This window comes from Arthrobacter sp. 754 (assembly GCF_040548695.1).
Classification (GTDB): Bacteria; Actinomycetota; Actinomycetes; order Actinomycetales; family Micrococcaceae; genus Arthrobacter.
Genome location: NZ_JBEPSC010000002.1, coordinates 623,591 through 646,409, shown reverse-complemented (window position 1 = coordinate 646,409; position 22,819 = coordinate 623,591). Strand labels below are relative to the sequence as shown.

17 protein-coding genes and 1 pseudogene are annotated in these 22,819 nt (G+C 66.6%); 13 read left to right on the top strand and 5 right to left on the bottom strand.

The features are described 5' to 3' along the window. Position 1: 1 nt before the first annotated feature. The 3 genes and pseudogenes from ABIA70_RS21645 to ABIA70_RS08410 all read right to left on the bottom strand — a co-directional run. Positions 2 to 304 (bottom strand): annotated as a pseudogene (locus ABIA70_RS21645) (PH domain-containing protein); the annotation flags it as partial. A 121-nt stretch (positions 305 to 425) separates the two neighbouring features. Beyond that, positions 426 to 1,340 carry a biotin--[acetyl-CoA-carboxylase] ligase gene (locus tag ABIA70_RS08415; RefSeq protein WP_354147131.1) on the bottom strand — a complete coding sequence of 305 codons (915 nt, stop codon included), beginning with the start codon at positions 1,338 to 1,340 and terminating at the stop codon, positions 426 to 428. An 84-nt stretch (positions 1,341 to 1,424) separates the two neighbouring features. Further along, a complete protein-coding gene (locus ABIA70_RS08410; RefSeq protein WP_354147130.1) occupies positions 1,425 to 2,309 on the bottom strand; it encodes an SDR family oxidoreductase in 885 nt (294 codons plus the stop codon). Between the two features lie 237 nt (positions 2,310 to 2,546). Between ABIA70_RS08410 and ABIA70_RS08405 the strand changes: the two genes are divergently transcribed. From ABIA70_RS08405 to ABIA70_RS08390, 4 genes are all read left to right on the top strand, one after another. Next, positions 2,547 to 4,130 (top strand): acyl-CoA carboxylase subunit beta, encoded by a 1,584-nt coding sequence (locus ABIA70_RS08405; protein WP_354147129.1) that lies wholly within the window; start codon positions 2,547 to 2,549, stop codon positions 4,128 to 4,130. Then, positions 4,127 to 4,357 carry an acyl-CoA carboxylase epsilon subunit gene (locus ABIA70_RS08400; protein ID WP_354147128.1) on the top strand — a complete coding sequence of 77 codons (231 nt, stop codon included), beginning with the start codon at positions 4,127 to 4,129 and terminating at the stop codon, positions 4,355 to 4,357. Before ABIA70_RS08405 ends, ABIA70_RS08400 begins: the two co-directional genes overlap by 4 nt. Positions 4,358 to 4,366: 9 nt before the next feature. Then, positions 4,367 to 6,061: a DUF885 domain-containing protein gene (locus tag ABIA70_RS08395; protein WP_354147127.1), complete on the top strand. Its 1,695-nt coding sequence runs from the start codon at positions 4,367 to 4,369 to the stop codon at positions 6,059 to 6,061. Positions 6,062 to 6,287: 226 nt separating this feature from the next. Next, positions 6,288 to 7,751 (top strand): dicarboxylate/amino acid:cation symporter, encoded by a 1,464-nt coding sequence (locus tag ABIA70_RS08390; protein WP_354147126.1) that lies wholly within the window; start codon positions 6,288 to 6,290, stop codon positions 7,749 to 7,751. Positions 7,752 to 7,823: 72 nt separating this feature from the next. On the opposite strand, the gene ABIA70_RS08385 is transcribed toward ABIA70_RS08390, so the two are convergent. After that, complete coding sequence (locus tag ABIA70_RS08385) at positions 7,824 to 8,390, bottom strand: Clp protease N-terminal domain-containing protein (protein ID WP_354147125.1); 567 nt, start codon at positions 8,388 to 8,390, stop codon at positions 7,824 to 7,826. Between the two features lie 160 nt (positions 8,391 to 8,550). Here ABIA70_RS08385 and ABIA70_RS08380 point away from each other — a divergent pair, with 160 nt between their 5' ends. The 6 genes from ABIA70_RS08380 (at position 8,551) to ABIA70_RS08355 (ending at position 15,699) form a co-directional block, all read left to right on the top strand. After that, positions 8,551 to 9,210: a TetR/AcrR family transcriptional regulator gene (locus ABIA70_RS08380; protein WP_354147124.1), complete on the top strand. Its 660-nt coding sequence runs from the start codon at positions 8,551 to 8,553 to the stop codon at positions 9,208 to 9,210. A gap of 1 nt (position 9,211) precedes the next feature. Next, the gene (locus ABIA70_RS08375; RefSeq protein ID WP_354147123.1) at positions 9,212 to 11,737 is read left to right on the top strand and encodes an MMPL family transporter; all 2,526 of its coding nucleotides are present in this window, start codon (positions 9,212 to 9,214) and stop codon (positions 11,735 to 11,737) included. Positions 11,738 to 11,746: 9 nt separating this feature from the next. Further along, the gene (locus ABIA70_RS08370; protein WP_354147122.1) at positions 11,747 to 12,433 is read left to right on the top strand and encodes a Maf family protein; all 687 of its coding nucleotides are present in this window, start codon (positions 11,747 to 11,749) and stop codon (positions 12,431 to 12,433) included. A gap of 130 nt (positions 12,434 to 12,563) precedes the next feature. Further along, the gene (locus ABIA70_RS08365; RefSeq protein ID WP_354147121.1) at positions 12,564 to 14,378 is read left to right on the top strand and encodes an acetyl/propionyl/methylcrotonyl-CoA carboxylase subunit alpha; all 1,815 of its coding nucleotides are present in this window, start codon (positions 12,564 to 12,566) and stop codon (positions 14,376 to 14,378) included. A 19-nt stretch (positions 14,379 to 14,397) separates the two neighbouring features. Then, the gene (locus tag ABIA70_RS08360; protein ID WP_354147120.1) at positions 14,398 to 14,838 is read left to right on the top strand and encodes a YybH family protein; all 441 of its coding nucleotides are present in this window, start codon (positions 14,398 to 14,400) and stop codon (positions 14,836 to 14,838) included. A gap of 129 nt (positions 14,839 to 14,967) precedes the next feature. Further along, positions 14,968 to 15,699, top strand: a complete 732-nt coding sequence (locus ABIA70_RS08355; RefSeq protein WP_354147119.1) for a glutamine amidotransferase — start codon at positions 14,968 to 14,970, stop codon at positions 15,697 to 15,699. A gap of 153 nt (positions 15,700 to 15,852) precedes the next feature. Here ABIA70_RS08355 and ABIA70_RS08350 read toward each other — a convergent pair whose 3' ends face one another. Beyond that, complete coding sequence (locus ABIA70_RS08350; RefSeq protein ID WP_354147118.1) at positions 15,853 to 17,265, bottom strand: MFS transporter; 1,413 nt, start codon at positions 17,263 to 17,265, stop codon at positions 15,853 to 15,855. 270 nt (positions 17,266 to 17,535) lie between these two features. Between ABIA70_RS08350 and ABIA70_RS08345 the strand changes: the two genes are divergently transcribed. Genes ABIA70_RS08345 through ABIA70_RS08335 form a run of 3 tightly spaced genes read left to right on the top strand, consistent with a single transcriptional unit; the run spans position 17,536 to position 22,806 of the window. Next, the gene (locus ABIA70_RS08345; protein WP_354147117.1) at positions 17,536 to 19,011 is read left to right on the top strand and encodes an MFS transporter; all 1,476 of its coding nucleotides are present in this window, start codon (positions 17,536 to 17,538) and stop codon (positions 19,009 to 19,011) included. Between the two features lies 1 nt (position 19,012). After that, positions 19,013 to 21,250, top strand: coding sequence for a molybdopterin oxidoreductase family protein (locus ABIA70_RS08340; protein WP_354147116.1), 2,238 nt, complete (start codon positions 19,013 to 19,015; stop codon positions 21,248 to 21,250). Continuing rightward, positions 21,247 to 22,806, top strand: coding sequence for an FAD-dependent oxidoreductase (locus tag ABIA70_RS08335; RefSeq protein WP_354147115.1), 1,560 nt, complete (start codon positions 21,247 to 21,249; stop codon positions 22,804 to 22,806). The genes ABIA70_RS08340 and ABIA70_RS08335 overlap by 4 nt, the downstream gene beginning before the upstream one ends. Positions 22,807 to 22,819: the final 13 nt, after the last annotated feature.

Genomic DNA, 22,819 nt, shown 5'->3' with positions numbered 1-22,819 from the left:
CGCCCTGATACCCGGTTTCCAAGGATATATTCCCTGACCGCAATATGCGCTGCAGCACCGTCCGGTGGACCGTCACGTTCCGGATTGATGCCAGATTGACCTGCACATCCCGGCGCCGCATCATGCCGTAGCGGGCAACAATGCGCCGGTTCGTCAGCGTATACCGGGTCCCCTGCCACCGCATCAGCCGTGGCAGGCAATATGCCAACCATATCCATGCCACAGCAAGGACGCAGCCAAGCAGGATCCAGGGAGTCCATCCCTCAGAAACGGCCGGGACCAGACGAGTGGCTTCCCCACGCATCGTCCAAGCACTGGCAAAGGCCGCTGCGGCCGGGGCAGCAACAAAGGCTGCGGCGGGACCTGCCAGTTTCCTCGGCTGCGGGCGGGTGGTCGTAATGACCTGCTCGCCCGGAACGAGGTCTCTACGCATATCCGCCTTCGGCTTCGGTTCCCTGGCCCGGCGGGGTCCACGGGCGGAGGTGAACCACGTCGCCGGCCGTCACCACATGTTCCCGTGAATCCTTGTCCACCACGAGCAGCGAACCGTAATCGTCAAGCCTGGTAGCGTGCCCGATGATCTCGTGGTCACCGGGCAGTTGCGCGCGCACCTGCTTGCCGAGGGTCACCATCACGGACTCAACCCGCTTGTGCAGTGACGGGCCACCTGCCAGGCCCGCGGCAGGATCGCCGTCGGCGTTGCAGAATCCCCGGTAGAGACTGGCGAAGTGCGAGAGGTAGCTCTTCAGGAGAAGCGTCCGGTCAAGCGTGAGGGGCTGTTCCAAGGCGACCGAAGTTGCCGTCGGTACCGGCAGTTCCTTCTCTGTCATGGTGACGTTCAGGCCGGTTCCCAGAATGACCGGCGGAACTGACCCGTCACCCATGGGCCCCAGCTGGGCGAGGATTCCGGCGATCTTACGGCCCCGGACGAGGATGTCGTTGGGCCATTTGAGCTCAGCGGGTATGCCTGCGGTCTCCAGCAGTGTTTCCCGGAGCGCCAGTGCACCGAGCAGTGACAGCCAGGAGTACGTGTGGGTGGGAAGCGGCCTTCCCTGCGCGTTGGCGGGCCGCAGAACCAGGGAAACGGACAGGGAGCTCAGCGGAGGCGATTCCCAGCGGCGGTCCAGGCGGCCTCGGGCGGCGCTCTGGTATTCGGCCGTGAGCACCGACAGGTCCGGCCATTCCGCGGGCTCCACCGTGACAAAGCGCAGGAGGTCCGCATTGGTCGAACCGGTGGAGTCCACCACCACCACCTTGGCGATGCCGGTGGCTGCCAGGAAATCCTGGTCTGCCAGGGCTCCGCGGTTCAACGGACTGCCTTGGGTGTGTGAGTCATCCATGGTTGAATCCTATCGACTCACGCCTGCCCCGCAGCCTGCCGGCCGGCCAACATGTCCCAATGGTGACGCGGCGGACACGGCTGCTCAGAGGAAGATATCCGGAACCAGCTGCTCCTCCGCGGCTCCGAGGCTGTATGGACGGAAGTCGGTGACACCCGCCGCCGTGAGCACTTGTTCGTCGGTGTAGAAGTTGCCGGTGGGCGCCCCGCCGGCCGCCAGGTTGGTTCCGGTGAGAATCGCGTGGGCGGCATCGGCCATGATCTGCGGACCGCGGGCAGCGTGGACCATCGCCTCGCCGCCCGGCATGTTCCGGATGGCGGCGGTATCGATCAGGGTGCATGGCCAGAGGGAGTTCACGTGGATGCTGTCGGCTTTGAGCTCCTCGGCCAGGCCCAGGGTGGTCAGGCTCATGCCGTACTTGGCCATGGTGTAGGCGAGGTGCCTGCCTGCCCATTTGGGATCGAGGTTCAGGGGCGGTGAGAGCGTCAGGATGTGGCCCTGCGTTGATTGGCGCAGGGCGGGCAGGGCAAGCTTGGAGAGCAGGAACGTTCCCCTGACGTTGATGTCCTGCATCAGGTCGTAGCGCTTCATGTCGATCTGGTCGGTATTGGACAGATCAATGGCCGAGGCATTGTTGAGCACGATGTCTATCCCGCCAAAGCGTTCGACGGCGGCTGCCACTGCGTTTGCAACATCCTCATCGCTGCGGACATCACCGACCAGGGGCAGCGCCTGTCCCCCGGCGCGTTCGATCTCCCCGGCGGCGGTGTGAACGGTGCCGGCGAGCCTGGCATGGGGCTGGCCCGTCTTGGCCAGCAGGGCAATATTGGCACCGTCCTGGGCTGCGCGGAGGGCAATGGCAAGCCCGATGCCGCGGCTTCCGCCGGACATGAGGATGGTGCGGCCCCGGAGGGAACCAGTGGACTGATAGGGGGCCGCGGCGGTCCGTGCGTCGTTGCTCGAAGTCATGGATCCACTGTAGCCGACTTATGTTACTGACCAGTAACATAAGTGACGCTCGCCAGAAGTAGGGCGAAAATTGTAGGTTTTCTACAGCCGCCGCGGCGAAGGGCGTCATTAGACTAGCGAGCAGGGTCCGAATTTTGTGTGGAATCTACTTAAGACCACCGACACCCGGACCGTCCACCACCGCACGAAGCACCACATTGTTACAGCACCAATCTGCTACAGAGCCGGAGACACTGAATGAGCCACGATCTGACAACGACAGCGGGAAAAATCGCCGATTTCCGCGACCGCCAGGCCCGTGCAGAACAGCCTTCCGGCCCGGAGGCCATCGAAAAGCAGCACGCCCGCGGCAAGAACACCGCCCGCGAACGCGTCGAACTCCTGCTGGACGAAGGCTCCTTCGTGGAATTCGACGCCCTGGCAGTGCACCGCTCCACCGCCTTCGGCATGGAAAAGAAGAGGCCGCTGGGCGACGGCCTGGTTTCCGGCTACGGCACCGTGGACGGACGCCCGGTGGCGGTCTACAGCCAGGACTTCTCCGTGTTCGGTGGATCGCTGAGCCAGGTCAACGGCGAGAAGATCGTGAAGGTCCAGGAGTTTGCCCTGCGCAACGGCTGCCCGGTGGTGGGCATCCTGGACGGCGGCGGTGCCCGCATCCAGGAAGGTGTCGCGTCGCTGGCGATGTTCGCGGACATCTTCCGCAACAACGTCCACGCTTCCGGTGTGGTGCCTCAGATTTCGCTCATCATGGGCCCGTCCGCGGGCGGAGCGGCCTACTCCCCCGCCCTGACGGACTACGTGGTGATGGTGGACAAAACCTCGCACATGTTCATTACCGGACCGGACGTTATCAAGACCGTCACCGGCGAAGATGTGGATATGGAAACCCTTGGCGGGGCGCGGCAGCACAACGCCACAACGGGCACCTCAACCTACCTGGCCTCCGACGAGGCCGATGCCATTGAATTCGTCCGCGAACTGCTGGACTTCCTGCCGTCCAACAACCTCGCCGAGGCACCGGTGCTGGAGCACCAGCAGGAGCTGGAAATCGACGACGACGACCTCGTCCTGGACGCGCTGATCCCGGACTCGGCGAACCAGCCGTACGACATGCGCACCGTCATCGGCCAGATCGTGGACGACGCCCACTTCCTGGAAATGCAGTCCCTCTACGCCCCCAACGTGATCATCGGCTACGGCCGGGTTGAAGGCCACACCGTGGGGATCGTGGCCAACCAGCCGCTGCAGTTTGCCGGCACGCTGGACATCGCCGCCTCGGAGAAGGCCGCCCGCTTTGTCCGCCACTGCGACGCCTTCAACATCCCCATCATCACCCTGGTGGATGTTCCCGGCTTCCTGCCCGGCAAGGACCAGGAGTTCCAGGGCATCATCCGCCGCGGCGCCAAACTGCTGTACGCCTACGCCGAGGCCACCGTCCCCAAGCTGACAGTCATCACCCGCAAGGCCTACGGCGGCGCGTACATCGTGATGGGCTCCAAGAAGCTCGGCGCTGACCTTAACCTGGCCTGGCCCACCGCACAGATCGGCGTGATGGGCGCCCAGGGCGCGGTCAATATCCTCTACCGCCGGGAGCTGGCATCGGTTGCCGAGGCAGGCGGGGACGTCGAGGCCCGGCGCGCCGAGGTCATCCGGCAGTATGAAGAGGAACTGCTGAATCCTTACCAGGCCGCCCAGCTTGGCTACGTCGACGCCGTGATCGCACCGTCGGAAACCAGGCCCCAGATCGTCCGGGGACTGCGGGCACTGCGTGACAAGCGGGCAAGCCTGCCTGCCAAGAAGCACGGAAACATCCCGCTGTGATCCCCGAAGACGTTCCTGCGGAAGAGCCCGCCGCTGCCCTTTTCTCCGTTGTTAAGGGGCAGCCGTCCGCCGAGGAGCTTGCGGCGCTGGCCGCCGTCGTCCTTTCCCTCAGCGGCACCGAAGCCTCTGATACGGGCAAGCCCACCGTCCGGCACTGGGTCCGCCGCCAGCAGCTGCGGCTCGCCCCCACGCCGGGACCCGGCGCCTGGAAGCGCAGCCGGGGTTAGGCTCGTGGGGTGACTACCGAAACCGCCCCCGCCACCCGTCCCCATACCGCCATTGATGCCGTGGCGGATGACTACACGGACGCGCTGATCCGGCTGGATCCTTCGTTTGCCACCATTCTGGGCATCCCCGGCCACGAAACCCGGTATCCGGACTACTCCCCCGCGGGCATCGCCGCCTTCGCGGCCGAGGCCCGGAAGGCGCTCGCTGCCCTGGCCGGCCTGGTACCGCAAGACGACGTTGACGCCGTCACGCTGGATGCGATGCGCGAGCGGCTGGGCCTCCAGCTGGAAATCCACGATTCCGGCTGGGATGAAGCGAATCTGAACAACATCGCGTCGCCGGCCCAGGACATCCGGTCGGTTTTTGACCTCATGCCCACTGAGACCGCGGAACACTGGGATCATATCGCCGGCCGTGCCCTCAATGTTCCCGGCGCCATCCATGGCTACATCGAGGCCTTGCGTACGGCCAGGGAGGCGGGGAAAGTGGCGGCCGCCCGCCAGGTCTCAGTCGTGATCGAACAGGCAACCAAATACGCTGCCGAGGACGGTTTCTTTGCCAAGCTCGCAGCCGGTGCCCGGACCGCTACCGGTCCCCTGCCGGGCAGTATCCAGGAGAAGCTCGACGACGGCGCTGCCGCCGCACGGGGCGCTTATACGGAACTGGCCGAATTCCTTGGCTCTGAACTGCTTCCCGCAGCCCCGCAGAAAGATGCGGTGGGCCGGGAACGCTACTCCCTCGCCTCACGCTCCTTCCTGGGCGCCGCCGTCGACCTTGAGGAAACCTACGCGTGGGGCGTCCAGGAACTCGACCGTCTTATCGCCGAGCAGGAGAAGGTGACTGCCACCATCAAGCCCGGGGCCGGCATTGCCGAGGCCAAGGACAACCTCAACAACGACCCGGCGCGGCAACTCAAAGGCACTGATGCCCTCAAGTCGTGGATGCAGGAACTCTCGGACAGGGCTGTTGCGGACCTGGCCGGGGTGCACTTCGACATCCCCGATGTGATGAAAAAGCTTGAATGCCTGATCGCCCCCACGGACGAGGGCGGCATTTACTACACGGGCCCATCGGATGACTTCAGCCGTCCGGGCAGGATGTGGTGGTCCGTCCCGGCCGGCGAGGACACGTTCACCACCTGGGCCGAGACCACCACGGTGTTCCACGAAGGGGTTCCCGGCCACCACCTGCAGGTAGCCACCGCCGTTTACCGGCGTGAACTGCTCAACAAATGGCGGCGGAACGTCTGCTGGACCTCGGGCCACGGCGAAGGCTGGGCGCTGTATGCGGAAAAACTCATGCAGGAACTCGGGTACCTCACCGACCCCGGCGACCACATGGGCATGCTGGACATGCAGCGGATGCGGGCCGCCCGCGTGGTGTTCGACATCGGCGTCCACCTGGAAATGCCCGTCCCCGAACGCTGGGGCACCGGAACCTGGACCCCGGACAAGGGCTATGCCTTCCTGAAGGAAAACCTGCCCATCAGCGAGGGCCAGCTGAACTTCGAATTCACCCGGTACCTCGGCTGGCCGGGCCAGGCCCCCTCCTACAAAGTGGGCCAGCGCCTCTGGGAGCAGATCCGCGCCGAACTCGAGGCCCGGCCCGGCTTCGACCTGAAGGAGTTCCACACCCGCGCCCTCAACATCGGCTCCGTAGGCCTCGACACCCTTCGCCGGGCACTGCTCTCCAAGGTCCCCTAAAACAGCAACGCGGGGTCACTTGATGCCCAATCCGACGGCGATATCGGGCGTCGAGTGACCCCGCGTTGCAGGAGAGGTTCGCCACAGCCAGGCCGGGAATAACTTCACAATTGCCTTGTATGACGGCGGATTTCCGGAGCTTCCGTGTCTTGTTACGCGCAGAGTGGGCGTAATATTTCTCAACGTTCGTTCGCTGTGCTACACGGTCCCGCCCTAGCGTGTTCTGGTGAGCACTCAAACCCGCACCCCCGAATCCGCAGGAAAGACCGGCTTCCAGCTGCCCAAATGGGCTGGCTCGTTCGGCTTCCAGATCATCGCCGCCCTCATCGTGGGGCTGGGCCTCGGCCTGCTGGCCAAGTACACCGGCAGCACCAAGGCAGAGCCCAATGGCCTCGGCGCCACGCTGCAGACCATCGGCTCCAGCTATGTTTCGCTGCTCCAGACCGCTGTGGTGCCGCTGATCTTCACGGCCGTGGTCAGCTCCATCTCGAACCTGCGCCAGGTCTCCAACGCCGCCAAGCTGGCCTGGAACACCCTGCTCTGGTTCGCCATCACCTCACTGATAGCCGTCCTGATCGGCATCGGGCTCGGTGTGCTCCTGCAGCCCGGCGCCAACACCGGCATCACCCAGGAAGCGAAGTACTCCGGCAAGTCCGGTGACTGGTGGTCCTTCCTGATCGGCCTGTTCCCGAAGAACTTCCTGGGACTCGGCGCAAGCTCCACCGTGACGGAAAGCGCCAACGCAGCCACCACTGTCAGCACCTCCGTCAGCTTCAACGTGCTGCAGATCCTGGTCATCGCCATCGCCGTCGGCGTTGCCGCCCTCAAGGTGGGCAAGGCGGCCGAGCCTTTCCTGGTCCTGAACGCTTCCGCGCTGGCCGTGATCCAGAAGGTCCTGTGGTGGATCATCCGGATCGCTCCGATCGGCACCGTAGGCCTGATCGGCAACGCCGTAGCCGTCTACGGCTGGGACACCATCGGCGCCCTCGGCAAGTTCACGTTTGCCATCTACGTTGGCCTCGCCCTGGTGCTGTTCGTCGTCTACCCGGTCCTGATCCGCACCCACGGCCTGTCCGTGAAGCAGTACTTCTCCGGTGTCTGGCCCGCAGTTCAGCTGGCCTTTGTCTCACGCTCGTCCATCGGGACCCTGCCTCTGACCCAGCGGGTCACCGAACGCAGCCTGGGTGTTCCCCGCGCCTACGCGTCCTTTGCCGTGCCCCTCGGTGCCACCACCAAGATGGACGGCTGCGCGGCGATCTACCCGGCCATCTCCGCCATCTTCGTGGCCCAGTTCTTCGGCGTCCAGCTCGACTTCACCCAGTACCTGCTCATTGCCTTGGTCTCCGTCCTCGGCTCAGCAGCAACGGCAGGCACCACCGGCGCCGTGGTGATGCTCACCCTGACGCTCTCCACGCTGGGACTGCCGCTCGCCGGCGTCGGCCTCCTGCTGGCGATTGACCCGATCCTGGACATGGGCCGCACCGCGGTCAACGTCGCCGGCCAGGCCCTGGTCCCCACCATCGTGTCCAAGCGCCAGGGCATCCTTGACGAAACGCTCTACAACGCGCCCCGCAACGGCACGCCGTTCGTGGACGACGACGCCGACACCCCCGCTGCGGGTTCCGTCGCCTCCGCCGGAGGTACCGGTTCGGCCGGCGCCGGCAGGGAGCTGGCCGAAGCCAAGTCCTGACGGGTGTTTCGTTAGCAAAAAAGCAGTCCCCGGGATTTCTCCCGGGGACTGCTTTCTTCGTTGGCTCCTCTGTTAGCGCCCGCCGCCGCCGATCACTCCGGCTTCAACGGCCTTGGTGACAGCGTCTGCCTCGGCCTGGGTCAGCTTGCCGTCGGTGACTGCCTTGTCCAGCCGGGTCTTCAATGCCGCGGCATGTTCGGCCTGCTCAGCGGTACGGAGTTCCTCGAGCGCCGCCGTGACCTTGGCCTCGTCGATGCCCAGCGACGCCGCCAAGGACTTGGCAAGGGCCGCGTCCCGGGTGGCCGCGTCCGGTTTTTCACCTGCGGCCGGCGGAGTGGTGGGCTTGTTGGCTTCGCGGTATGCCTGCAGGGCCTCGGTAACCTTGGCCTCGTCGACGCCGAGCTTGGTGGCCAGTTCGGCGGCATCCACGCCGCGGAAACCGCCGTGGCCGTGGCCACCGCGCCCGCCCTTGCCCTCGGTCGGAGCGGCGGTGCTGCCGTCCGCCTGGGTGCTGGAGCTGGCACTGGGGGTGGGGGCCGGCGTGGTGGTTGCCGATGCCATCCCGGCCACCCCAATACCGGCGCCCAGGGCCAAAGCTGTAGCCGTGAGGCCGAGCGTAATTCTCTTAGTGCGTACCATTCGTCTCTCCTGGATCTGCCGTCCGGTGACGGCTGGTGATGTTGTCCCTTTCGGGACTCTTTCAGTCTCAGGCGCCAGGATCTGTCACAGCTGTTCGGAACCTTTCATCTTCCTGTGAATCAAGTTGCGCGGCGTGCAAACTTGCACGTAGTGTAATTTCATGCCCGAACTTCTCTCGCGCCGCGAACTGAACAAAGCTGCCACCCGGCAGGCCATCACCGACGCCGCCCTGACGCTGCTGCGGGGCAAAGGCCCGGGAAACTTCACGGTGGAGGATATTGCGGAAACGGCGGGAATTTCGCGCCGTACCTTCTTCAACTACTTCGGCAGTACCGAAGCCGCCCTGGCCTCGATGACCCACGGTTTCCTGGACACCGCCCTGCAGCAGTTCCGCCAGCGTCCGGCGGACGAGCCCATCCTGGAATCCGCGCGGGCCGCCCTGATGCAGCTCGCGGATCCCATGACAGTGGCGCCGCTGGCTGAACTGTTCACCCTCACGCACGAGAGCGCCCAGCTCTCCCGCTCGGAACTTGAGGCATGGGACCACTGCACCGAACAGATCATCAGCGCAGCACGGGAACGCTTTGCCGCGACGCCAGGTGCGGCCGTCGACGAGCTGTACCTCCGCTCCCTGGCGGGATCCGTCATCTCCTGCGGCAAAGCGGCCATGGACGTGTGGTTCGCGCGCTGCGGAGCAGACCTCTCCCCCGAATCGCTCGCCATCCTCCGCCAGCTGCTTATCGACGCCATGGGCCACCTCGGCACCGGCTTCAGCAGCCCGGCTCCAACCTCCACCACCCTCCTCAAAGAACGGCTCTGACATGGCCCTGTTGCTCTACCGGATCGGCAAGTTCTCCTACCGCCACCGCTGGCTGGTCATTTCCCTCTGGCTCGCGGTCCTGGTGGCCGTCGGCGGGTCGGCCGCAGCCTTCCACGGCACGCTCTCCAACAACTTCCAGATTCCGGGCACCGAGACCCAGCGGATCGCAGACAAGCTGAGGCAGGAACTGCCGTCGGCTTCAGGCGGCTCCGCCACCATCGTGTTCGAAGCGCCCGCGGGCGGGTTCACGGATGCGGGCCGGGCAGCCGTCACAGATGCGCTGAACAAGCTCCGGGACCTGCCCGAGGTGAAGGGCACTGTGGATCCGTTCGCCACCCAGGCCCAGCTGGACCAGGCCTCGACGGCCATCGCCGACGGCGAGCAGCAGCTCTCGTCCGGCCAGGCACGCCTGGACGCCTCGCGCGCGCAGCTCGACGCCGGCAAGGCGCAGCTTTCCGCCGCGGAGCAGCAGCTTACGGCCGCCGGCGCCCCGGCCGCCCTGATCGAAGCCCAGCTGGGACAGCAGAAGGCCGCGCTGGCCCAGGGCCAGGCCCAGCTCGAGGCCGGAACCAAGGAACTTGAGTCCGCCAAGGCCAAGCTGGAACTGGGCAAGCGCCAGGCCGAAGCCTCAGAAGGCGTCCGCTTCGTCTCCGAGGACGGTCAGGCCGCCGTGGCGCGGGTGCAGTTCAACACCTCCATCAATGCCCTCACGCCTGCTGTCCGCGACCAGGTGCAGGAGATTGCCCATGAGACGTCGGCTGCCGGCGTCACGGCATTGGCCAGCAAGGAAATCACAGAGGACATCTCAGAGCTCTTCGGTGCCGCGGAAGTCATTGGCGTTGCCGTGGCCGCCCTGGTCCTGATCCTGATGCTCGGCACCCTGGTCGCCGCCGGTCTGCCGCTGCTGATGGCGCTTATCGGCGTCGGAGTCGGAGTGGGCATCACCTTCGCTCTGTCCGGTGCGTTCGACATGAGCTCAATCTCCCCCATGCTCGCCCTGATGCTCGGCTTGGCGGTCGGCATCGACTATTCGCTGTTCATCGTCAACCGGCACCGGACCCAGCTCCTGGCCGGGATGGATCCGGAGGAGTCCGTGGCGCGGGCTACGGGAACCTCCGGCAATGCGGTGCTTTTCGCAGGCCTGACGGTGATTATTGCCCTGGCCGCCCTGGTGGTTCCGGGGCTGCCGTTCCTGAGTGTGATGGGCCTGGCAGCCGCAGGCACCGTGGCCGTGGCCGTCCTGGTGGCACTTTCCCTGACCCCGGCCATGCTTTCCCTGATCGGGCGGCGGATCATCTCACGTCGGGCCTGGGCGAAGGCCGAGGCCCACAACGCCGAGGCCGGCCACGAGGTGGCAGATGAGGCCCGGGACGAGGAGAAAAGCACCCGTGGCTGGGGCGGCCTGGTGACGCGGCACCCGGTGGTGGCGCTCGTCGCAGGCGTGCTCCTGCTCGGCACACTGGCACTGCCGGCCGCGCAGCTTCAGCTCGCCCTGCCCGACGGCGGTTCGGAACCGGTCGACTCCGAGGCCTACCAGGCCTACGACGTGACGGCCCGCAGCTTCGGCGAAGGCGTCACCGGCCCGATTGTTGTGGTCGGCGAGTTCCCCGCCGGTCTGAATGAAGCACAGGCCCAGGAGAAGCAGTACGACGTCGCCGACCTGATAAGGGGCGTGGACCACGTGGTGGCAGCCGTCCCGGTCGCCCTGAGTGAAGACCGCCGCACGGCAGTTTTCCAGGTCATCCCCGAAGAGGGACCGGCCAAGGCGGGCACTGTCCAGGTGGTGCGCGAACTCCGCGAACGCGGCCCGCAGATCCAGGCCGAGACAGGGGCCACCATTGGCCTGACCGGGCAGACTGCCGGCAACATCGACGTCTCCACGAAACTCGGTGACGCCCTGCCGCCCTACCTGGCGATCGTCGTCGGGCTTTCCCTGCTCCTGTTGCTGCTGGTGTTCCGCTCCATTGTGGTTCCCCTCCTGGCTACCGGCGGCTTCCTGTTGTCCCTGGCAGCAGCCTTCGGCCTCGTGGTGGCCGTCTACCAGTGGGGCTGGCTGGGCGGCGTGTTCGACGTCGCCAATCCCGGCGCGGTGCTCAGCTTCCTGCCCATCATCCTGATCGGTGTCCTGTTCGGCCTGGCCATGGACTACCAGGTGTTCATCGCCTCCGGAATGCGCGAGTCCTACATGCATGGCGCCCCGGCCAAAAAGGCTGTCCGGATCGGCTTCAGCCACGCAGCGGCTGTGGTCACCGCCGCTGCGATCATCATGGTCAGCGTCTTTGCCGGCTTCATCTTCAGCCACCTGACCATGGTCCGGCCCCTGGGCTTCGCCATGGCGTTCGGTGTGCTGCTCGATGCCTTCGTGGTGCGCATGACAATCGTGCCGGCGCTCATGTACCTTCTCGGCGAGAGAACCTGGTGGCTGCCCAGGTGGCTGGACCGGATCCTGCCGGACGTGGACGTGGAAGGCGCCAAGCTTGAGCGCCTGGCGGGCGGCCGGAACAAGGTCAGCGAGCGGGTCCATTAAGCTGAAACGGTGACCCGCCTGATCCTCGCCTCCCAGTCCCCCGCCCGCACCAAACTCCTCGCCGAGGCGGGAATCCGGCATACGGTGCTGGTGTCCGACGTGGACGAGGACGCAGTCCAGGCCCGCTACGGCGTCACGGACCCGTACGATACTGCGCTGCTGCTTGCCCGCGCCAAAGCGGAGGCGGTTGCCGCGTTACCCGAGGCGGAGGGTGCGCTGGTCATCGGCTGTGACTCCGTCTTCGAGTTCGACGGCGAGTCGCACGGCAAGCCGTACACCGCCGCCGTCGCCCGTGAGCGGATGCTCCGGATGAGCGGGCGCAGCGGGGTGCTCCACACCGGCCACTGGCTGGTGGACTGCCGCGCCACGGCCGCCGTGAGCGACGCGTCGGACGCATCAGACGACGACCCGTCCGACGCCGCCGGGTCAGCACCGGGGTCCGGCGCCACCCTCGGGGCGGTCGCCTCGGCGGAGGTCCACTTCATGGAGATGGCACCGGAGGAGATCGATGCTTACATCGCCACCGGTGAACCGTTGAATTGTGCCGGCTCGTTCACCATCGACGGCTTCGGCGGTGCCTTCATCCGGAAGGTCGACGGCGACCCGCACGCCGTCGTCGGGCTGTCCATTTCCACGCTCCGGAACCTCCTGGGACAGGCGAACGTGCGCATCACCGAGCTGTGGCTTGCGGACTAAAGGAAAGCAATTAGGCAGGGCTTTGTAGGTTCCCTACAAAGCCCTGCCCGTTTACCCACGGAATCAGCAAGTAATATCGGCGGAACCCACAAAATCGCGCTAGGCTCCCTGAAGGAAAGAAGGAGACGCCTTGTCAGCAAATTTGGAGCAGTCCGCAAAGCCCGTGCAGTCGAACCTCACAAAGGTGCTGATCGCCAACCGTGGTGAAATCGCAGTCCGGATCATCCGGGCGGCCCGCGACGAAGGCATTGCCTCCGTGGCTGTCTACGCGGATCCCGACCGCGATGCGCTGCATGCCCGGCTTGCAGACGAGGCCTACTCCCTGGGTGGAAACACCGCTGCCGAGTCCTACCTCGTGATGGACAAGATCATCGAGGCCGCCATTGCCTCCGGCGCCGACGCCATCCACCCGGGCTACGGCTTCCTGGCGGAGAACGCCCAGTTCGCCGCCCGAGTGATCGACGCCGGCATCACCTGGATCGGCCCCTCACCGGACGCGATCTCGGCCCTGGGCGACAAAGTGCAGGCCCGCCACATCGCTGAGAAGGTGGGCGCACCCCAGGTCCCCGGCACGGCCGATCCCGTCCAGTCGGCGGAAGAAATCCTCGACTTCGTCGACAAATTCGGCCTTCCGGTCGCCATTAAGGCCGCCTTCGGCGGCGGCGGCCGCGGCATCAAGGTGGCCCGCACCCGCGAGGAAATCCCCGAACTGTTCGAATCCGCCGTGCGCGAAGCCACCGCTGCTTTCGGCAGGGGCGAATGCTTCATCGAGCGGTTCCTGGACGCGCCCCGCCACGTCGAAACCCAGTGCCTCGCCGATGCCCACGGCAACGTGGTGGTGGTCTCCACCCGCGACTGCTCCCTGCAGCGCCGCAACCAGAAGCTGGTGGAAGAAGCCCCCGCGCCGTTCCTCACCGAAGAGCAGAACCGCCGCCTCTACGAATCCTCCAAGGCGATCCTGAAGGAAGCCGGCTACCTCGGTGCGGGCACCTGCGAGTTCCTGGTGGGCCAGGACGGCACCATTTCCTTCCTCGAAGTCAACACCCGCCTCCAGGTGGAGCACTGCGTCTCCGAAGAGGTCACGGGCATTGACCTGGTCCGCGAGCAGTTCCGCCTGGCCCGGGGCGAAGAGCTCGGCTACGGCGACCCCGAGGTCCGCGGCCACTCCATCGAGTTCCGCATCACCGGCGAGGACCCTGGCCGGAACTTCATGCCGGCGCCCGGCACCATCACCACACTGAAGAACCCCACGGGCCCCGGGATCCGCATCGACTCCGGCGTGGAGCAGGGCGATGTCATCAGCGGCAACTTCGACTCGATGCTCTCCAAACTGATCGTCACCGGAGCCACCCGCACCCAGGCGCTGCAGCGTTCCCGCCGGGCCCTGGAGGAAATGGTGGTGGAAGGCATTCCCACCGTCATCCCCTTCGACCTGGCCGTTGTCAGCAACCCCGCCTTCGCACCCGCGGAGGGGCCGTTCAGCATCCACACCCGGTGGATCGAAACTGAATTCGTCAACAACCTGCCTGCCTGGACACCGACCGGCACCGAGGCTGAAACGCCCGACGCCGGCGAACGGCAGCGCGTCACGGTTGAAGTCGGCGGCAAACGGCTTGAGGTTGTGCTGCCGGCCTCCCTGGGTTCGATCGGGACCGGCGCGGGCGCCGGCGCCAAGCCCGGCAAGTCGAAGAAGCGCCTCCGTACCGGCGGCCAGGCAGCGGCAGCCACGGGCAACGCCCTGACTTCTCCGATGCAGGGCACCATCGTCAAGGTCGCCGTTACCAACGGCGACGCAGTGACCGAGGGCGACCTCGTGGTGGTGCTCGAAGCGATGAAGATGGAACAGCCCCTCACTGCGCACCGCTCCGGGATCATCGTTGGCCTGGTTGCCAACGCCGGCGAGACGGTTTCGGCCGGCGCCATCATCGCCACGATCGAAGACTAGACCCTGCCGGAGGCACACCATGCTCGCACCAAGTTTTGAAGAAGAAGTGGACCGTTACCACCTTGCCGTCCCGGAGATCACGCGCGGAAACCCGGGCCCGGTGAAGGACCTGTACTCCAGGCTCGACGACGTCACGCTCGCCAATCCGTTCGGCGGCATCGCACGCGGCTGGGCGCAGGTGGAGGCCCGGCTTGACCAGGCTGCCCGCTATTTCCACGACGGAGAGATGCTCGGATTCGACACCATCACGTCCTACACGGCCCTGAACACCGCGTACCTGGTGGAGACGGAGCATTTCAAGGCCCGGGTGGAGGGTGCACCCGCCCCCGAGGAATTCGCGCTCCGTGTCACGAGCATCTTCCGGCGTGAAGAGGGCTTCTGGAAGCTGGTCCACCGGCATGCGGACCCCGCCGCACAGCCGCAGTCCCGGCATTCACTGGCACATACTGCCGGCAACTGACAGCGGAGCCGTAGGCGCAGCCGTACACGCAGTGTCGCCGCCGCGCCGCCGCCCTGCCGTGGCGGTGATCCGGCGCCGGCGCTGCCCCGGCGCTGGCATTGGGAAACCGGCCCGGGGCACACTTAGCGTGTGAAGCCTTTCCTGCTCCTGGCCTCCCGGGCCGAAGACGCCGCCGCCGATGACGAGTACGCCGCCTACCTGAGGTACGGGCAGCTGGCGCCGGATCAGCTGCGCCGCATCCGGCTCGAGGCAGCTCCCCTGCCGGAGCTTGACCTGGACGAGTACTCGGGAGTGATCGTGGGCGGCAGCCCTTTCACGTCCAGCGATCCTGCAGACCAGAAGAGCGACACCCAGCACCGGGTGGAGCGGGAACTGGCCGGTCTGCTTGACCGGATAGTGGACCTGGACTTCCCCTTCCTCGGCGCCTGCTACGGGGTGGGGACCCTGGGCAGGCACCAGGGCGCCGTGATCGACAGGACCTTTGGCGAACAGCTGGGCGGGGTGGAAATCGAGCTGACGGAGGCCGGGCTCTCGGATCCGCTCCTGCACGGGATGCCCCGGCGTTTCACCGCCTTCACCGGGCACAAGGAGGCTTGCACCACGTTGCCCTCCCACGCGGTGCGGCTGGCCTCCTCCCAGGCCTGCCCCGTCCACATGTTCCGCATCAAGCAGAACCTGTACGCCACACAGTTCCACCCGGAACTGGACGCGGAAGGACTGGTCACCAGGATCGACATCTACCGCCACGCCGGCTACTTCCCCCCGGAGTCCGCCGAGGAGCTCATGGCCGAAGCGCGGCGGTACACCGCCACCGAGCCCATGAAGATCCTCCGCAACTTTGTGGCCCGCTACGCCAACTGATGCCTGCCACGCGGGGCGGAGTCCCGCCGTCGTGCGTTCCTGCCGAGTTGGTGGGGCCCGGACGCAGCAAAGCCCGGCGCGTTCCCTGGTTATTCAGGGATCACGCCGGGCAGTGCTGTCAATATCCGGGGTGGAGCGTACGACGGCGGTGCGTCAGGCTACGTTGTTCTCGTAGTCCAGGTCGCGGGTTTCCTTGCTCACGAAAAGCGCGATGAGCGTCAGCACCGACATGGCGGTGAGGTAGACACCCACCAGCACGGGGCTGCCGTCGGCCAGTTCCCACAGCGCCACGGCGATGAACGGAGCCACTGCAGCGCCCAGGATGCTGGACACGTTGTAGCTCACGGCGGAGCCCGTGTACCGCACGTTGGTGGGGAACAGTTCCGGCAGCAGCGCGCCCATGGGGCCAAAGGTGAGCCCCATCAGCGAGAAGCCGATGATGAGCAGGGTCATGGTGCCCACAAAGCCGCCGCTGAACAGCGGGACGAACAGCAGGCCGAAGACGAAGATGCCTCCGGTGACGGCCAGCAGCATCTTGCGGCGGCCGTACTTCTCGGCCAGCGGTCCGGAGACCAGGGTGAAGATGCCGAAGAAGACGACGCCGGCAATCAGCATCCAGAGGAAGTCGTTGCGGGTGAAGCCAAGCCCGGGGACGAATGCCGCCGCGGCCGCTTCCGTCATCGGCTTGCCGGCCTTCTCGGCCGCGGCCCTGGCAGCGTCCAGGCTGGAAGCCCGGGTGCCGTAGGTCAGCGTGAACGTGGTCATCAGGTAGAAGAGCACGTAGGTGGCGAGCATGATGAACGTGCCCAGGATCAGCGGGCGCCAGCTGGACTTGAAGACCCGGGCCAGCGGCAGCTTGGCAACCTCGTTGGATTCGAGCACCTTGGTGAAAGCAGGTGTTTCGATCAGCTTCAGGCGCACGTAGAGGCCGATGATCACCATGACGGCGCTGAGCAGGAACGGCACGCGCCAGCCCCAGGCAAGGAAGTCCGCGGGCGTCAGGGCGTAGCTTGCCACCAGGAAGATCACGTTGGCGATGATGAATCCGATGGGGGCGCCCAGCTGCGGGAACGTGCCGTAGATGGCGCGCTTGTTGGCGGGGGCGTTCTCCGTGGCGAGCAAGGCGGCACCGCTCCATTCGCCGCCGAGGGCCAGGCCCTGGGCGAAGCGCATCACCACAAGCAGTGCCGGGGCCCAGAACTGCCAGCCCGGGACCAGCGCGGTGGGCAGGCAGCCGATCAGGAAGGTGGCAATACCCATGGTCAGCAGCGAGGCCACCAGCGTGCCCTTGCGGCCGAACTTGTCACCGAAGTGGCCAAAGACGATTGATCCGAGCGGGCGGGCGACGAATGCCACGCCGAACACGGCGAACGAGCTGAGCAGCTGCGTGGTCTCGTTCTGGTTGGGGAAGAACAGCGAAGGGAAGACCAGCACAGCGGCTGTGGCGTAGACGTAGAAGTCGTAGAACTCAACAGTGGTGCCGATCAGGCTGGCGACAATCACGCGGCCGCGCGAGTTCACCGCCTTGGGGGATCCTGGCTCCGCGGTGGTTTGGGTGGATGACATAGAAACACTTTCCTGGGGACCGGCCGGGCAGAATGAGACCCCGGCGTGCAGTAGTTAGAGTTCAATATTAGTTCCCGGCGTCCAGTCAATGGACAAATAGTCCACTATCTGGACCCGGGTGATTTGTCTCACTTGATGGTCTCACATCGCCTCACGCCTCTTTTCTGCTGCCGATAGGCAAATGTCACAGCGCGTTAACAAACCGCGACAGTCCGCGAAACGCACCTTCTCTACCTTGGAAGAACAACATCCCCCAAGAGGAGGTACACCGTGACTGTTGATCGCAGCGCAGATGCCGGCACCGGCAATTCCGTAGACATAGACACCGACCCGTTGCACGCAGGCGTGTCCCCATCCGCCAGCGCACAGCCCGGCTCCACCCGTACAACTGACGCCCCCGCCCTGGAATTCCGCCCGGGCCGCTGGATCGCCAACTGGAACGCCGAGAACAAAGAGCAGTGGGAATCCGCTGGCCGCTCAATCGCCCGACGCAACCTGAACTGGTCCATCTTCGCCGAATTCCTCGGCTTTGTGGTCTGGCAGCTCTGGTCCATCGTTGTGGTCCAGCTCCCCGCGGCCGGCTTCAACTTCTCCACGTCGGAAATCTTCTGGCTGATCTCGATGCCCAGCCTGGTAGGCGCCACGCTCCGCATCCCCTACACCTTCATGGTTCCCCGCTTCGGCGGCCGGAACTGGACCATAGTGTCCGCACTCCTCCTCCTGATTCCCGCGATCGGCCTGGGGCTCTGCGTCTCCAACCCCGGAACCCCGTTCGGGGTCATGCTCCTGGTGGCAGCCCTCGCAGGCTTCGGCGGCGGCAACTTCGCCAGCTCGATGGCCAACATCACCTTCTTCTACCCGGCCCGCGAAAAGGGCTGGGCCCTGGGCCTGAACGCCGCCGGCGGCAACATGGGTGCCGCCGTCGCACAGCTCGCCGTCCCGATTGTCATCACCCTCCTCGCCGTCGGCAGCGTCAACCTGCCCATGGCCGGCTGGATGTGGGTCCCGTTCATCCTGATCGCCGCGTTCGGCGCCTGGAAGTACATGGACAACCTCACCAGCGCCAAGGGTGACGTGGCCGGCTCAGTGGCAGCGCTGAAGGAACCGCACCTGTGGATCATGGCACTGCTCTACATCGGCACCTTCGGCTCCTTCATCGGCTTCGCCGGTGTGTTCCCCAAGCTCATCAAGGACTACTTCCCGGCTTTCTCCTCCATCGGAGTCGGAACCGTGGCGCTCTCACTCGCCTTCCTCGGCCCCCTGGTCGGTTCACTGGCCCGCCCCTACGGCGGACGCATGGCTGACCGCATGGGCGGCGCCCGCATGACCGTGGCCGCTTTCGCCTCCATGGCCGTCATCACGCTCACCATGATCTGGACCCTGCCGCTGAAGAACTTCTGGCTGTTCCTGGTCCTCTTCCTGATGCTCTTCACCGCCAGCGGCTTCGGCAACGGCGCCACCTACCGGATGATCCCCATCATCTTCGCCACCTCCAGCCGGGCAGCGAAGTCCGGGGCCAGCACCGTGGCAACGCAGCGGCTTGCGTCCTCCGCCCTTGGCCTCATCTCGGCCATCGGCGCCTACGGCGGATTCGTTATCCCGCAGGTGCTGAACGCCTCCAACACCGCCAGCGGATCCTACACACCGGCCTTCTACGGTTTCGTGGGAGCGTATGTGCTCATGCTGGTTGTCTGCTGGTTCTGCTACATCCGCAACGCCAACCGAAACGCGATGGGACACGTCTAACATGACCAAAAGCGCCGACACGCACTGCCCTTACTGCGCCCTGCAGTGCGCCATGACGCTCAAGTCTCCAACGGGACTGACCCCGGCTTCCGAGCCGGGGTCAGTCCCCGTGCCGGCTGAAACGGCTGGACCCGCTGCGCCGGCTGCCGGGTTCGCCTCCCCCGCGGCACCCCTCCTGGAAGTCAGCGGCCGGGACTTCCCCACCAACCGCGGCGGCCTGTGCCGGAAGGGCTGGACCTCCGCCACGCTCCTGAACCACCCCGGCCGTGTCACCGAACCCCTCCTGAAGGGTGCGGACGGCGTGCACCGTCCCATCGGCTGGGACCAGGCACTGGGCCTGGTCACCACCGCCGTCAAGGAAACGCAGTCCCGCTACGGAAAGGACGCCGTCGGCGTTTTCGGCGGCGGCGGCCTCACCAACGAAAAGGCCTACATGCTGGGCAAGTTCGCCCGCCTGGCCCTGGGCACCTCCCGGATCGACTACAACGGACGATTCTGCATGTCCTCCGCCGCGGCCGCCGGAATGCGGGCCTTCGGCCTGGACCGCGGCCTCCCCTTCCCGCTGGCGGATCTGGACACCGCCAGCACCATTCTGATGCTCGGCTCCAACGTCGCCGAAACCATGCCGCCTTTTGTCCAGCACCTCAAAGGCGCCCGCGACGCCGGCGGGCTGATCGTTGTTGATCCCCGCCGTTCCGCCACGGCCGCGTTCACGTCCGACGGCGGCGGCCTCCACCTCCAGCCACTGCCGGGCACCGACCTCACCCTCCTGCTGGGCATCTCCCACGTGGTGGTCCACGAGGGCCTGGCCGATCAGGCCTACGTCCGGGAACGGACAGCCGGCTACGACGCCGTGGTCCGCAGCGTGAACTCCTTCTGGCCCGAACGCGTCCAGTCGCTCACCGGTGTTCCGGCCGAACTGATCCGGGAAACCGCGCGCAGGCTCGCCGACGGCGCACGCAAGGGCGGCTCCTACATCCTCACCGGCCGCGGCGTGGAACAGCACATCGACGGCACCGACACCGCCACGGCCGCCATCAACCTCAGCCTGCTCCTGGGCCTGCCCGGTTCACTCCGCAGCGGCTACGGCACCCTCACCGGCCAGGGCAACGGCCAGGGCGGGCGCGAACACGGCCAGAAGGCCGACCAGCTCCCCGGCTACCGCAAAATCACCGACCCCGCCGCCCGGGCACACATGGCCGGCGTGTGGGGCGTTCCGGAGAAAACCATCCCCGGTCCCGGCCTCCCGGCCGTCCAGCTGCTCAAGTCACTCGGACAGCCCGACGGCGTCCGGTGCCTCTTTGTGCACGCCTCCAACATTGCGGTGGCCTCCCCCGATGCCAACGCTGTCATCGCGGGCCTGCGCAGCCTGGACTTCCTGGTGGTCTGCGATTTCTTCATGTCAGAGACCGCAGCCGAAGCCGACCTCATCCTCCCGGTCCTCCAGTGGGCCGAAGAGGAAGGCACGCTGACCAACCTGGAAGGACGCGTCCTGCGCCGCCGCCGTGCGCTGCAGCCCCCCGCCGGTGCCCGCAGCGAGCTGTGGATCATGGCACGGCTGGCGGAAGCCCTTGAGGCGCCGTCGACCTACAGCGAGGACCCGGAAACGGTCTTCGAGGAGCTGCGGCTAGCTTCCGCGGGCGGCCATGCCGACTACTCCGGCATCGATTACGCCATGCTGGACCGCGGCGAGGCCGCCTACTGGCCCTACCCGGCAGGCAGCACCGGGACACCGCGGCTCTTCCTGGACGCGTTCGCCCACCCGGGCGGCAAGGCCGTCATGACCCCGGTGACGCCGCGCCGCCGTCGTACGCCCGCTGCCAATCCTGACCCCATGGCCAGGACCATGACCCTCATCACCGGGCGCCTCCTGGAGCACTACCAGTCCGGCGCGCAGACCCGGCGGGTGTCCGAACTGCTCGCTTCGCAGCCCGAAGCGAAAATGCAGATCCATCCCGCCGCCGCCGCCGCCATGGGCATCACCGAGGGTTCGTTTGTCTCGGTGGCCAATGAACGCGGCGAGGTGGTGTGCCGGGCCGAGCTCAGCACCACGATCCGCCCGGAAACTGTCTTCCTGCCCTTCCATTTCCCGGAACTTGAAAGCGCCAACCGCCTCACGGAAGCCGCCACGGACCCCATCTCCGGGATGCCCGAGTTCAAGTTCAACAGAGTCTGGGTCAGGGCTGCCGCAGCACCCCAACTCCACAACAACGTTCCCCAAATGACGGAGGCCTCATGAGCGAGCAAGTTGTCGTTGTCGGTTTCGGCCCGGTGGCCGCGCGCCTGATCGACGAGCTGCTGCCCGCGGTCCGCGAAGGCCATGTACAGCTGACGGTGGTCGGCGAGGAGACCGAGGCTGCCTACAACCGTGTCCTGGTGGCCGATCTTGGCGTGGGCCGCACCACCGCGGAAGCGTTGGCCCTCTCCGATGCCGCAGCGCTGGCAGCCGAAGGTGTTGATGTCCGGCTTGGTGTGCGGGTGCGCCGCGTGGACCGCGCCCGGCAGCAGGTCCTCCTCACGGACGGCAGCTCCGCCCACTACGAACGGCTGGTTTTCGCCACCGGCTCCCGGCCAGTCATCCCCAACCTCACCGGCATCAACCCGGACCCCGCCTCCCCCGTGCTCCCGGCAGGGGTCACGGCCCTGCGGGACCTCGCCGACGCCGCCGTGCTCCGGCAGGCTGTCGACGGCGGCAAGCGTGTGGTGGTCCTCGGCGGCGGCGTCCTCGGCCTCGAAACAGCCTTGGCGGCTGCCGAGGAAGGCGCCACCGTCACTGTGGTGCACAACGGCCCCCACCCGCTGGGGCGCAACATCGACCGCGGCGGCGGAGCAGTCCTTGCCGCCGGGCTGCGCCGCTGCGGCGTCCGGATGGCAGGCAACGCCAGGTCCACCGGCGTGGAACACAACTCCCCCGACGGCGGATTCTCGGCGCTGCTGCTCGACGACGGTTCGGCGATCGACGGCGACCTCCTGGTCCTGTCCTGCGGCGTCCGCCCGCGCACCGAACTGGCCGAAGGCTGCGGCCTCTCCACCGGGACCGGGATCCTCGTGGACCACCGGCTCCGCGCCCACCACGAGCCGCACATCTTCGCCATCGGCGACTGCGCTGAGGTCCGCTGCCCGGATCCCGCCTGCGCCGAGTGCCGTTCCGCCAAGGGACCGTCTGGACTGGTGGGACCGGGCTGGCGGCAGGCGGAATGGCTGGCCGAGTACCTGACCCTGCTGGCCACCGGCACCCAGGAGAACGCGGATGCCCTGGCTGCGCTGCCGCAGGAACAGGCCGGCGTCATTGTCCTCAAGGCCCGGGGCCTGAACATGGCCGTTGCCGGCGACAACGCTGCCGAACCCTGGGACGAGGAGGCGCTGACCGCCGGTGCCGTCAACGGCCGCCCCCGCCTGCAGATCGCGCAGTGGGCTGACCCGGAGCACGGCCGTTACGTGAAGATGACCACCCGCGGCGGTGTGCTCGAAGGCCTCGTCGCGGTGGGCATGCCCCGCACCGCCGCCGAGCTGGTGGGACTGTTCGAACGCAGCGCCGAGCTGCCGGCGGACCGGTCCCTCCTGCTGCGCCTCGACGGCCCGGACCAGCCCGTGTCCGCCGGTGCGGTGGACCCGGAGCGCACGGTGTGCCGCTGCGCCGGGGTCAGCGGAACGAAGATCGCTGCTGCGGTGACCGACGGCTGCGGGACGGTGGCCGAAGTGTCGGGCGCCACCCGCGCCGGGACTGGGTGCGGCGGCTGCCATGATGACATCAAGGGGCTCATCGAAAAACACTTTCAAGGGGCCGTCGCCTGAGGACATGGCGCGG